At 65.9% G+C, this 12,626-nt stretch carries 8 protein-coding genes; 7 read left to right on the forward strand and 1 reads right to left on the reverse strand.

Translation table 11 applies throughout. The features are described 5' to 3' along the window. The first annotated feature begins 288 nt into the window (after positions 1-288). From dnaE to hisG, 4 genes are all read left to right on the forward strand, one after another. The gene (gene dnaE, locus FQK05_RS24970) at positions 289-3,801 is read left to right on the forward strand and encodes a DNA polymerase III subunit alpha (RefSeq protein ID WP_158972153.1); all 3,513 of its coding nucleotides are present in this window, start codon (positions 289-291) and stop codon (positions 3,799-3,801) included. Between the two features lie 312 nt (positions 3,802-4,113). Then, on the forward strand, positions 4,114-5,622 hold the full coding sequence (hisS, locus tag FQK05_RS24975; RefSeq protein ID WP_158972155.1) for a histidine--tRNA ligase: 1,509 nt from the start codon (positions 4,114-4,116) through the stop codon (positions 5,620-5,622). Then, the gene (locus FQK05_RS24980) at positions 5,622-6,710 is read left to right on the forward strand and encodes an ATP phosphoribosyltransferase regulatory subunit (protein WP_158972157.1); all 1,089 of its coding nucleotides are present in this window, start codon (positions 5,622-5,624) and stop codon (positions 6,708-6,710) included. Before hisS ends, FQK05_RS24980 begins: the two co-directional genes overlap by 1 nt. Further along, entirely contained in the window at positions 6,701-7,399 is a 699-nt protein-coding gene (gene hisG / locus FQK05_RS24985; protein ID WP_158972159.1) for an ATP phosphoribosyltransferase, read from the forward strand. The genes FQK05_RS24980 and hisG overlap by 10 nt, the downstream gene beginning before the upstream one ends. Positions 7,400-7,746: 347 nt before the next feature. Here the strand turns inward: hisG and FQK05_RS24990 are convergent, their stop codons facing one another. Further along, the gene (locus tag FQK05_RS24990) at positions 7,747-8,184 is read right to left on the reverse strand and encodes a DUF1489 family protein (RefSeq protein ID WP_158972161.1); all 438 of its coding nucleotides are present in this window, start codon (positions 8,182-8,184) and stop codon (positions 7,747-7,749) included. Positions 8,185-8,335: 151 nt separating this feature from the next. On the opposite strand from FQK05_RS24990, the gene FQK05_RS24995 reads away from it, so the two are divergent. From FQK05_RS24995 to FQK05_RS25005, 3 genes are all read left to right on the forward strand, one after another. Beyond that, entirely contained in the window at positions 8,336-10,624 is a 2,289-nt protein-coding gene (locus FQK05_RS24995) for an adenosylcobalamin-dependent ribonucleoside-diphosphate reductase (protein ID WP_158972163.1), read from the forward strand. A 319-nt stretch (positions 10,625-10,943) separates the two neighbouring features. Then, on the forward strand, positions 10,944-12,041 hold the full coding sequence (locus FQK05_RS25000) for an AAA family ATPase (RefSeq protein WP_158972165.1): 1,098 nt from the start codon (positions 10,944-10,946) through the stop codon (positions 12,039-12,041). Positions 12,042-12,254: 213 nt separating this feature from the next. Further along, on the forward strand, positions 12,255-12,626 hold a 372-nt coding region (locus tag FQK05_RS25005), incomplete at its 3' end, for a transposase (protein WP_199252769.1).

Here is a 12,626-nt window from a genome sequence, read left to right on the forward strand (position 1 = left end):
AGCCACATTGCTAACCAAATGAGGCGCGCGCCTGGTCCTTCGGTGGCGCCGAGGTAAACCCCGCCCTATGCAGGTTTCCGGGCGCCCAAGCCTGTATGCGCGTTGCCGATTGCCCGTTGCCGGGCAATGCCTCCGGCGGGAGTATTTTTGAAAAGAAGAAGCCGGGGACGTGGCTTTTGGCTTCTTTGGTCCACAAATACCTCAGGGGTGTGGGGACAGCGTCCCCACCGGTCCGTCCGGCAACGGCTGGCCCTTCACCACAAGCCGGGCACAGCATATGGTGAGCGCATGACCGAGAGCCCCCGATTCATCCACCTGCGCCTGCACACCGAATACTCCCTGCTGGAAGGCGCCGTGCGGCTGAAGAAGCTGCCCGCGCTCTGCCAGGCGGCAGAGATGCCGGCGGTGGCGCTGACCGATACCAACAACCTGTTCGCGGCCCTGGAGTTTTCGGTCACGCTGGCCGGTGCCGGGATCCAGCCGATCCTGGGGATGCAGGTCGACCTGGCCTATATGCCGGTCCAGCCGGGCGAGAAGCCGAAGGATCCGGCGCCCATCGTCCTGCTGGCGCAGTCCGAGGCGGGTTATCTGAATCTGATGAAGCTGAATACCTGCCTTTATGTCGGCAAGGGCGGGCAGCTGCCGCAGGTCACGCTGGAGGAACTGGACGCGCATTCCGAGGGACTGATCTGCCTCAGTGGCGGTCCCGACGGTCCCGTCGGGCGGCTTTTGCAGGGCGGGCAGCGGCCGGCGGCCGAGGCGTTGATGGCGCGGCTGCACGGGATCTTCGCCGACCGGCTCTATGTCGAGTTGCAGCGCCATCCCGGATCGAACGGTCCGGCCGAGGTCGAGAAGCTGACCGAGCGCGGCCATGTCGAGATGGCCTATGCCATGGACATCCCGCTGGTCGCGACGAACGACGTCTATTTCCCGTCCGCCAAGATGTACGAGGCACATGACGCGCTGATCTGCATTGCCGAGGGCGCCTATGTCGACCAGCAGCAGCCGCGCCGCAAGCTGACACCGCAGCACCATTTCACTTCGCAGAAGGACATGGTGGCGCTGTTTGCCGACCTGCCCGAAGCCTTGGAAAACACGGTCGAGATCGCCCGCCGCTGTGCCTTCATGGCCTACAGGCGCGACCCGATCCTGCCGCGCTTTGCCGAGGACGAGGTCGACGAACTGCGCCGCCAGGCCAAAGAGGGCTTGAAGGCGCGCCTGGCGGTTATTCCGCACGCGACCTCGGTCGACGAATACGAGGCGCGGCTGGAGTTCGAGCTGGGCATCATCGAGGGCATGGGCTTTCCCGGCTACTTCCTGATCGTGGCCGACTTCATCAAGTGGGCGAAGGATCACAACATTCCCGTCGGTCCGGGCCGGGGCTCGGGCGCGGGCAGCCTTGTCGCCTACGCACTGACGATCACCGACCTCGACCCGCTGCGCTATTCGCTGCTGTTCGAACGGTTCCTGAACCCGGAACGGGTTTCGATGCCCGACTTCGACATCGACTTCTGCATGGATCGCCGCGAAGAGGTGATCGAATACGTGCAGGGCAAGTATGGCGCCGACAGGGTGGCACAGATCATCACCTTCGGTGCGCTTCTGTCCAAGGCTGCCGTGCGCGACATCGGCCGCGTGTTGCAGATGCCCTATGGCCAGGTCGACCGGCTGTCCAAGATGATCCCGGTCGAGGGCGTGAAGCCGGTGTCGATCGAGAAGGCCCTGGCCGACGAACCCCGCCTGCGCGAGGAAGCCCGCGCCGAGGAGGTCGTGAACCGCCTTCTGACCTATGGCCAGCAGGTCGAGGGGCTGTTGCGCAATGCCTCGACCCACGCCGCCGGTGTCGTGATCGGCGACCGGGCGCTGGACGAGCTTGTGCCGCTTTACCAGGATCCGCGATCCAACATGCCGGCAACCCAGTTCAACATGAAATGGGTGGAACAGGCCGGGCTGGTGAAGTTCGACTTCCTGGGTCTGAAGACCCTGACCGTTATCCAGAACGCGATCGACCAGATTCATGCCTCGGGCCGGCATCTGCATGTCGCGGCCGACGGGCGCCAGCTTTACGAACCGCCCGAGGGCGCGGTGGACGAGATCAACGCGATCCCGCTGGATGACGAGGCGACTTATGCGCTTTACGCCGCGGCCAAGACCGTGGCGGTGTTCCAGGTGGAAAGCTCGGGCATGATGGATGCGCTGAAGCGCATGAAGCCCACCTGTATCGAGGACATCGTGGCCCTTGTCGCGCTCTATCGTCCGGGCCCGATGGAGAACATCCCGAAGTACTGCGAAGTGAAGAACGGGCTGTCGGACCGCGACCGGCTGCACCCGACCATCGACCATATCCTGGACGAGACGCAGGGCATCATCGTCTACCAGGAACAGGTGATGCAGATCGCGCAGGAGATGGCGGGCTATACGCTGGGCGGTGCCGACCTTCTGCGCCGCGCCATGGGCAAGAAGATCCAGGAGGCGATGGACGCCGAGCGGCCCAAGTTCATCAAGGGCGCCAAGGAAAACGGCGTCGACGACAAGAAGGCGCTGGAGGTCTGGAACCTTCTCGACAAGTTCGCCAACTACGGTTTCAACAAATCCCACGCCGCGGCCTATGCCGTGGTCAGCTACCAGACCGCGTGGCTAAAGACGAACCACCCGGTCGAGTTCATGGCCGGCGTGATGAACTGCGATATCCACCTGACCGACAAGCTGGCGATCTATTTCGAAGAAGCGCGGAAGGGGCTGCAGCTGCCCTGGGTGCCGCCTTGCGTGAACCGGTCCGAGGCGACTTTCACGGTGCGCGACGGCGCGCTGGTCTATGGGCTGGGCGCGCTGAAGAACGTCGGGGTCGAGGCGATGCGCCTTGTGACCGAAGGCCGGCGCGCGGAAGGTGTCGACAAGCCCTTCGTCACGCTTTTCGATGTTGCGCGCCGGGTCGACCTGAAGCGGATCGGCAAGCGGCCGCTGGAGATGCTGGCCCGGTCGGGCGCCTTCGACCAGCTGGATCCGAACCGGCGCCGGGTCATGGAAAGCCTGGATGCGCTGGTCAGCTATTCGGCCGCGATCCAGGACCAGAAGGAATCGAAACAGGTCTCGCTGTTTGGCGAGGCGGGCGAGGATCTGCCGGAACCGCGGCTGGCGGGCGTGCCCGACTGGCTGCCGGCGGAACGGCTGGGGGAAGAGTTCAAGGCGGTGGGCTTCTACCTGTCGGGCCATCCGCTGGACGACGACATGGCGGTGCTGAAGCGCCGGGGCATCATGACCCTGGACGAGGTGACGGAACGCGCGGCCCGTGGGCCCCACGTGGCCAAGCTGGCGGGCATCGTCGCCGGCCGGCAGGAGCGCAAGTCCGCGCGCGGCAACCGCTTTGCCTTCTGCCAGATGTCGGACCCAACGGGCGCCTACGAGGTGACACTCTTCTCCGAGGCGCTGGAAGCCGGGCGCGAACACCTGGAAACCGGATCCCGCGTGGTGGTCCAGGTCGAGGCGACACTGGAAGCCGACCAGTTGAAGCTGCTTGGCCGCACGGTGACCCCGATCGAGGCCGCAGTGGCCCAGGGCGGCGTTTCGGGCCTGAAGGTATGGATCGAGGATCCGCGCGCCATCGCCACGGTCGCGCGCGTCCTGGAAGAGGCGAAGGCGGCCGCCAAGGCCGCCACCCGCGCACCGGTGCAGCTCTGCCTGTGCGATCCCGGCCTGCCGGGAGAGGTCGACATGGAACTGGGCACGGACTTCGTCGTCTCGTCCCAGATCCGCCAGGCTCTGAAAAGCCTGGAGGGCGTGACCATGGTGGACGAGATCTGAACCGGGGGTGTCGGCGGGGTAAACCCCGCTCTACGTGGGTTTGCGGGCGCCACTGACGTGTCGGGCTTGCCGATTGCCCGTTGCCGGGCAATGCCTCCGGCGGGAGTATTTTTGAAAAGAAGAAGCCGGGCGTGCGCTCCTGACTTCTTTGGTCTTCAAATACCTCGGGGGAGCCCGAAGGGCGCGGGGGCAGAGCCCCCTCGGCCGCCCGATCCGGGGAATGCGGCCCGGAATGCAGGCGCCGGGCTTGCCCCGAAAGGGGCACTGGGCTAGACCCCGCCGCGACTGCGGCCCGCTTCAGGACATTCCCCCATGGCCAAGCCCAAGAAGACCCCCCGCCCGAAGGCCGAGACGCCCAAAGGGTTCCGTGACTATTTCGGCGCCGAGGTGACCCGGCGTTCCGAAATGCTGCGCACGATTGCCGGGGTCTATCATCGATACGGCTTCGACGCGCTGGAAAGCTCGGCCGTCGAGACGGTCGAGGCGCTGGGCAAGTTCCTGCCCGATGTCGACCGCCCGAACGAGGGCGTCTTTGCCTGGCAGGAAGAGGATGGCGACTGGCTCGCCTTGCGCTATGACATGACGGCGCCGCTGGCGCGGGTCTATGCGCAGCATCGCAATGACCTGCCGACGCCTTATCGCCGCTACACGATGGGTCCGGTCTGGCGGAACGAGAAGCCGGGGCCGGGGCGGTTCCGGCAGTTCTACCAGTGCGATGCGGACACGGTCGGCACCGCCTCGATGGCGGCCGATGCCGAGATCTGCGCGATGCTGTCGGACACGCTGGAAGAGGTGGGGATCGACCGCGGCGACTACATCGTCCGCGTCAACAACCGAAAGGTTTTGAACGGCGTCATGGAAGTGGCGGGCGTGCTGGATCCGTCGGATCCGGATGCGCATTTCGCCGAGCGCGGCATCGTACTGCGCGCCATCGACAAGCTGGACCGGCTGGGCGAGGACGGCGTGCGCGCGCTGCTGGGCGAGGGCCGCAAGGACGAGAGCGGCGATTTCACCAAGGGCGCGGGCCTGTCGCCCGAGCAGGCCGATATCGTCATGGGCTTTGTCAGCGCCGGCCGCGCGACCGGGGCCGAGACGGTGGCCGTGCTGCATGACCTGGTGAAGGGTTCAGAGACCGGAACCACCGGGGTCAACGAACTGGAACAGATTGCCGAACTGCTGGATGCGGGCGGTTACGGCTCTGATCGTGCCGTGATCGACCCGTCGGTCGTACGGGGGCTGGGCTATTATACCGGGCCGGTCTACGAGGCCGAGCTGACCTTCGAGATCCTGGACGAGAAGGGCCGTCCGCGGCAGTTCGGGTCGGTCTCGGGCGGCGGGCGCTATGACGACTTGGTCAAACGGTTCACCGGACAGGAAGTGCCGGCGACGGGCATCTCCATCGGAGTCGACCGGTTGTTGGCGGCGCTGACGGCGAAGGGGCGGTTCAAGGACGAGTCTGCGGGGCCGGTCGTCGTCACCGTGATGGATCGCGACCGGATGGCGGATTACCAGGCCATGGTGGCGGAGCTGCGGAATGCGGGCATCCGGGCCGAGGTCTATCTGGGCAACCCCAAGAACTTCGGCAATCAGCTGAAATATGCGGACAAGCGGGGCAGCCCGGTGGCCGTGATCCAGGGCTCGGCCGAGAAGGACGCGGGCGTCATCCAGATCAAGGACCTGATCCTTGGCGCCCAGATCGCGGCGGAAGCGACGCTGGAGGAATGGAAGGAACGGCCCAGCCAGTACGAGGTGGCGCGTTCCGATCTGGTGGCGACCGTCCGGCGCATTCTGAACGACCAGAACGACCGGGGGCAGGGCTGATGGACGCGCGTGCGGCCACGCTGGCGCGGGCGGCCCGGCTGAAGGCGATGTTCGAGGCCGCGGGCGCGAAACCGGTCGATCCGGCCGTGCTGCAACCGGCCCACCTTCTGCTGGAACTGTATGGCGAGGACATCCGGGCCCGGGCCTATGTCACGTCGGACGCGGTCCGGGGCGAGCTGATGCTGCGGCCGGACTTCACGGTGCCGGTGGTGCAGATGCACATGGCGGGTGGGGCCGACCCGGCCCGCTATACCTATGCCGGAGAGGTCTTCCGACGGCAGGAGGTGGACCCGTCCCGCGCCAGCGAATTCGTTCAGGTGGGATACGAGGTCTTCGACCGCGAGAACCCGGCGGCTGCGGATGCCGAGGTCTTTGCCCTGATTTCGCACGGGGTGTCGGACCTGAAGGGCCTGCGTGCAGCGACCGGCGATATCGGGATCCTGATGGCGGCCGTCGACGGGCTGGAGACGAGCCCCGCGCGAAAGGCCGCCTTGATGCGGCATATCTGGCGACCGCGGCGGTTCCGGGGACTGCTGGAACGCTATTCCGGCCGGTCGCCGGTGCCCCCGGCGCGGGCCGCGCTGCTGGCTGGGGCCGCCGCCGACGACGCGCCCGCGATCGGGCTGCGCAGCCGCGAGGAAGTCGAGGCGCGGATCGAGACGCTGCGTGCCGACGCCGCCACGCCGCCCCTGTCGGGGTTGACGCTGTCGGCGCTGGGCGCGCTGCTGGCGGTGCGCGAGACAATGCCCTTCGCGCTGGAACGGTTGCGGGACATCGCCATCGACCTGCCGGCGATCACCCCGGCGCTGGACCGGCTGGAGGCGCGGATCGCGGCCCTGCGGGCGCGGGGCGTGAATGTCGACAAGCTGGATTTCGAGGCCTCCTATGGCCGGACCTCGATGGAATATTACGACGGCTTCGTCTTCGGCTTCTATGCCGAGGGACGGCCGGATCTGCCGGCGGTCGCCAGCGGCGGGCGTTACGATGCGCTGACCCGGATCCTGGGGCAGGGGGCCGAGATCCCGGCCGTGGGCGGCATTATCCGGCCGGGACTGATGGTCGATCTGGGAGCGGCTCGATGGGCGTGAAACTGGGCGTGCCCTCGAAGGGCCGGCTGATGGAAAAGACCTTCGACTGGTTCGAAAAACGCGGCATCCGCATGGTGCGCACAGAATCGGAACGGGAGTATGCCGGCGCCGTTGAAGGTATCGACGGCATCGACCTGGTGCTGCTGTCGGCGGGAGAGATCCCGCGCGAACTGGCCGCCGGCCGCATCCATATGGGCGTCACCGGCACGGATCTCGTGCACGAGAAGCTGCCGCTTTGGGAACAGCAGGTCGAAGAGGTCGTGCCGATGGGCTTCGGCCATGCCGACCTTGTACTGGCAGTGCCGCGGTTCTGGCGCGATGTCGACACCGTCGACGACCTCGACGCGGCCGCGGCGGCGTTCCGGCGTGTGCATGGGGAACGGTTGCGGATCGCGACCAAGTACCACCGGCTGGTCCGGGAATACCTGACCGATGGGGGCGTGGCCGACTATGCACTGATCGACAGCCAGGGCGCGACCGAGGGCACGGTGAAGAACGAGACGGCCGAAGCCATTGCCGACATCACCTCGACCGGCGAGACGCTGAAGGCGAACCACCTGAAGATCCTGTCGGACGGGCCGATCCTGAAGTCGCAGGCGACCCTGTGGCGCAGCCGCACGGCGCCCTGTACCCCCACGGAGCGGGCGACGCTGCAGCAATGCCTTGATCAGGTGCTGGAGCCGGTCTGACAGGGCGGCCTGGGGGCGGAGCCGCTTGTCCCAAGGCGCATGAGGTCGCCGAACTAACCGGGCGGGTCGCGTCCAAAGCGCTCCCCATCGCCAGGTCGCGGTCGGGACGGGGGCGATGACTTGCCGCAACAGCCGCGCCCGATGACCTGGCCAAGGCCATTGCACAGAACCGACTGGGGTGTTCGCGGGCGTTGCCGGACCGCGATCCGGTCGGCCGGCGGCACCTTTTCGCCGCCTCGCCTCGAAGGCGCCGCGCCGCGAACTGCCCCCTTCTTCTCTTCACAAATACCTCCAGGGGTCCGGGGACAGCGTCCCCGGCCGGCATGCCACAAGCCAGCCCCCGAAACTCAGAGAACGCCGATATCCGCCAGCGCGCGGTCCAGGTCCGGTGGCAGCACGTCGCCGCGATCGGCCCTGCGGCCGGCTGGCAGGTCGCGGGGCGCATCCTCGGCCGCAAGGTAGCGCCAGCCCTGGAACGGGCGGCGCTGGGCGGGGGTGGTCAGTACGATCTCGGGCTCCATCACCAGCGCGCAGCGGCGGGTGCCGTCCTCGGCCGTGACCTCGTCCAGCCGGACGATCCGCTGGCGGCACTGGATCACGCCCTTGATCACCCAGTAAAGCGATCCGCCGTCCAGCAGATCGGCCTCGCGCTTGGGCCACATGCGGGTGACGTGGCGGGGCAGGCCGTCGGGCCAGACGCCCTCGTTCCTGCGGATCTTCTGCCAAAGCGCCAGATCCTCGATGTCGTCCGCGCCGACGCAGAGCTTGACCAGATGTACCGTCATGTCACCCCGTTGGATCGATTCTCATCCTGCCCACAACAGCATATTGCGGTCACATACCAAAAATCTTCAAGGGGTAGCGTCCGGCGTTGATGGTTCGGGCCATCTGAGGTAGTCTGGGCCTCCTCATATCATTTCACTGGGAATCGTTTCCATGACCCGTTTTGCCGCCCCGATCGCCGAGCAGATCTGGGACATGAAGTATCGTTTCAAGGCTGCCGACGGCACGCCGAACGACCTGACTGTCGAAGATACATGGCGCCGAATCGCACGCGATCTGGCGCGCGCGGAAAAGGATCCCGCCGCCTGGGAAGACCGCTTCTACGAGGCACTGGAGGATTTCCGATTCCTGCCCGCCGGCCGCATCACGGCCGGCGCCGGCACCGCCCGCCGCGTCACGCTGTTCAACTGCTTCGTCATGGGGACGATCCCCGATTCCATGGCCGGAATCTTCGACATGCTGAAAGAGGCCGCGCTGACCATGCAGCAGGGCGGCGGCATCGGATACGACTTCTCGACCATCCGGCCCAAGGGCGCGGACGTGAAGGGTGTGGCGGCAGACGCTTCGGGCCCGCTGTCCTTCATGGATGTCTGGGACGCGATGTGCCGGACGATCATGTCCGCAGGGTCGCGCCGCGGCGCGATGATGGCGACGATGCGCTGCGACCACCCGGACATCGAACAGTTCATCTCGGCCAAGTCGGATTCCGCCCGGCTGCGGATGTTCAACCTGTCGGTGCTGGTGACCGACGCCTTCATGGAAGCGGTGGAAAAGGACGAAAGCTGGGACCTGCAGTTCGACGGCACCGTCTATCACACGGTCGAGGCGCGGGACCTGTGGAACCGCATCATGAAGGCGACCTATGACTATGCCGAACCGGGCGTGATCTTCATCGACCGGATCAACAAGCAGAACAACCTGAACTATTGCGAGACCATCGCAGCCACCAATCCCTGCGGTGAACAGCCCCTGCCGCCCTATGGCGCCTGCCTTCTGGGCTCCATCAACCTGGCGCGGCTGGTGACCGATCCCTTCGGGCCCAAGGCCGCAGTGGACGAGAAGGCCCTGGCCGACCTGGTCACGACTGCCGTCCGGATGATGGACAATGTCGTCGACATCTCGAAGTTCCCGCTGGACGCCCAGGCGGCCGAGGCGCAGGCCAAGCGGCGGATCGGGCTGGGCGTGACCGGCCTGGCCGACGCGCTGCTGATGACCGGGCTGGAATACGGCACGGACGAGGCCGCGGCCCAGACCGAGGCCTGGCTGAAGGCCATCGCCCGCGCGTCCTACCTGGCATCGGTGGAGCTGGCGAAGGAGAAGGGGGCGTTCCCGCTCTTCGATGCGGAACCCTACCTGGCCTCCGGCACCATGATGCAGATGGACGACGACGTCCGCGACGCGATCCGCGAACACGGGATCCGCAACGCGCTTCTGACCTCGATCGCGCCGACCGGGACGATCAGCCTTTACGCCGGCAACGTGTCGTCGGGGATCGAACCGGTCTTCGCCTATGCCTATACCCGCAAGGTGCTGCTGCCGGATGGCAGCCGGACCGAGGAAGAGGTGGTCGACTACGCCGTCCAGATGTGGCGCGACCGGATGGGCGACGCGCCCTTCCCGGACTATTTCGTGAACGCCCAGACGCTGAGCCCCAAGGCCCACGTCAAGATGCAGGCGGCGGCGCAGAAATGGATCGATTCCTCGATCTCCAAGACGATCAACTGCCCCGAGGACATCAGCTTCGACGAATTCAAGGACGTCTACCTTGAAGCGTGGAAGACCGGCTGCAAGGGCTGCACCACCTATCGCCCGAACGACGTGACCGGATCGGTCCTGGCGGTCAGCGAGACCAAGGCCCAGGAAGAAACGCCGGAACCCGCGATGCAGGCCGCCGCGGCAGGGGGCGAGGTCGTCTACATGGCCGATCCGCTGGACCGTCCGCAGGGGCTGGAGGGCCGTACCTACAAGCTGAAATGGCCGGACAGCCCGCACGCGATCTATCTGACGGTGAACGACATCGTCATCAACGGCCATCGTCGTCCGTTCGAGGTCTTCATCAACTCGAAGAACATGGAGCACTTCGCCTGGACCGTGGCGCTGACGCGCATGATCTCGGCCGTGTTCCGGCGGGGCGGCGACGTCAGTTTCGTGGTGGAGGAACTGAAGGCGGTTTTCGACCCGCGCGGCGGGGCCTGGATGGATGGCAAGTACATCCCGTCGATCCTGGCGGCCATCGGCGGCGCGATCGAGACGCACCTGATCTCGACCGGGTTCATCGCAGGCGAGGGGCGGGGCCTGACCTCGGACCCGGCGGCCAATATTGGCACCGAGACGCCGAAGACCCCGGCCAAGGGCGCTTGCCCCAGCTGCGGCGAGTTCGACATGCGCATGCTGGAAGGCTGCATGACCTGTGCCAACTGCGGCTTTTCGAAGTGCGCGTAAGGCATCGCCGGGGCAGAAGCCAGATGTAGGACCCACTAAATCTTGTCCATTTCCGGGGTAATTTGACCATTCCGGCACAGGATTAATGACCATCGGCTGCACTGCAGTCGGTGGTTTCTTTTTATTTCAATGACTTGTGTGACTGGCGGATTTGCGGCCTGTGATGCGCCGCGGCGGCGCTGCGCTCTGGTGGGCGCCGTTGACGGCCAGCGGCGCTTTAGGCATCCCTCAGTGCAAATCCGGCCGGGTTCTTTCCAACATCCCCCTCCAGCAGAGCCTCTGCCCGAGGGTATGGCGCAACGCGCCAGAAAGGACCCCCATGACAAAGATCAAGTTCATCGATGCCCGCTTCGCCGATCCCGACGAGGACGAGTTCGCCCTCAAGCGCCGCTTCGAGTGGCACCTGCGCAAGCTCCGTGCGCTCCGAGACGGGGTGTCTCCGAAGGTGCCGGGAGACTTTGAAGATGAGTTGCGCTGGAACGAGGACCTCATCGCGGTGCATCTCTCGGAGAAGGATCGGACCAGGATCCTGCGCCGCGCGCGTCGGGTGATGCGGGCGCGTGCCAAGGTCTCGGGGCTCAGCCATCTCAGCTCGGATGACCGGCGCGCGCTCGAGGCGTTCCGGGGCGGGGCCGATCTGGTCGGCATCGCGAGTGAACACCGCGCCGATGAGATCGCCGCGGCCATTCATGCCGAGATGCCCTGGATGGCGGCGGCCACTGACTTCCTCTGGAAAGCGATGCGCCGCTCGGTGCGGGTGGGAGAGCCCGGATTCCGTCTGCCACCCGTGCTGCTCGACGGCCCGCCGGGGATTGGCAAGAGCGTGTGGTCACGTGAGCTCGGGCGCCATCTCGGGGTGCCGCGTTGTGGCATCGAGGGAACCGCAGAGCAGGACTCGTTCGTCGTCAACGGCTCGCAACGCGGCTGGGGCTCGGCCTTCCCTGGACGGCCCTTGCAAACCATTGTGCAGAGCCTCTGCGCAAACCCGATCGTGGTGATCGACGAGATCGAGAAGGCCGGAACACCGACCTCGACCAAGGGGCAGGCCTACGGCTTGGCCGAGGGGCTGTTGCCGCTGCTGGAACGCTCGTCTGCCGTGGCTTGGAAGTGCCCCTACTACCAGGTCGGTTTCGACATGTCCTGGATTAGCTGGATCCTGACCTCGAACAGCCTGAGCACGCTTCCGGCCCCGTTCCTGAGCCGCTTGGACATCCTGCGCCTCGCCGGCCCCAATAAGGGGGATCTCATCTCCTTCGCGGAGCGCGAGGGCGCGCGACGGGGGCTGTCTGAAGCTGCCTTGGGCGCCATCTGTGAGGTGATCGACCAGGTTGCTGAGGCGCATGAGCTCAATCTGCGCCACGTGTCCAGGATGCTGTCGAGGGCGGAGGCCATGGCAAGCAGCCCACTGTCGCATTGAGTGGTTGATGCGAGCGCCCCTTCGGTCGGCCAAGACCAAAGTAGTCGCTTGGGCTGATGGCCGCAGCTGGCGGAGGGCAGCCCGAGCGGCATTCCTGCAAGGCGCAACTGGAGGCCAAGCGCCGACACGAAGGGCGTATTTCGTTGACAAACTCTCGCTTGATCGAAGGGCCGTCGGCTGATTCAATTCCCGTACAGGGTGGGAGGATCGGCGATGATGGGACCGCGGCAGGAGGCGCAACCGGCGCTGTTCTATGAGTTCTCGCTCGAGGATCATGTCCCGCTGAACCATCTGCTTCGCTGCATCGACCGGTTCGTGGACCTGTCCGGCCTCCGCGCCTACCTTGCTGATTTCTACAGCCATACCGGGCGCCCGTCGGTCGACCCCGAACTGCTGATCCGGATGCTTCTGGTCGGGTATTGCTTCGGCATACGGTCGGAGCGGCGGCTGTGTGAAGAGGTTCATCTGAACCTGGCTTATCGGTGGTTTTGCCGGCTGGACCTCAGCGACCAGGTGCCGGATCACTCGACCTTTTCCAAGAACCGGCACGGTCGGTTCCGTGACAGCGAACTGCTACGCCACCTG

The organism is Chachezhania sediminis (genome assembly GCF_009765275.1).
GTDB lineage: Bacteria > Pseudomonadota > Alphaproteobacteria > Rhodobacterales > Rhodobacteraceae > Chachezhania > Chachezhania sediminis.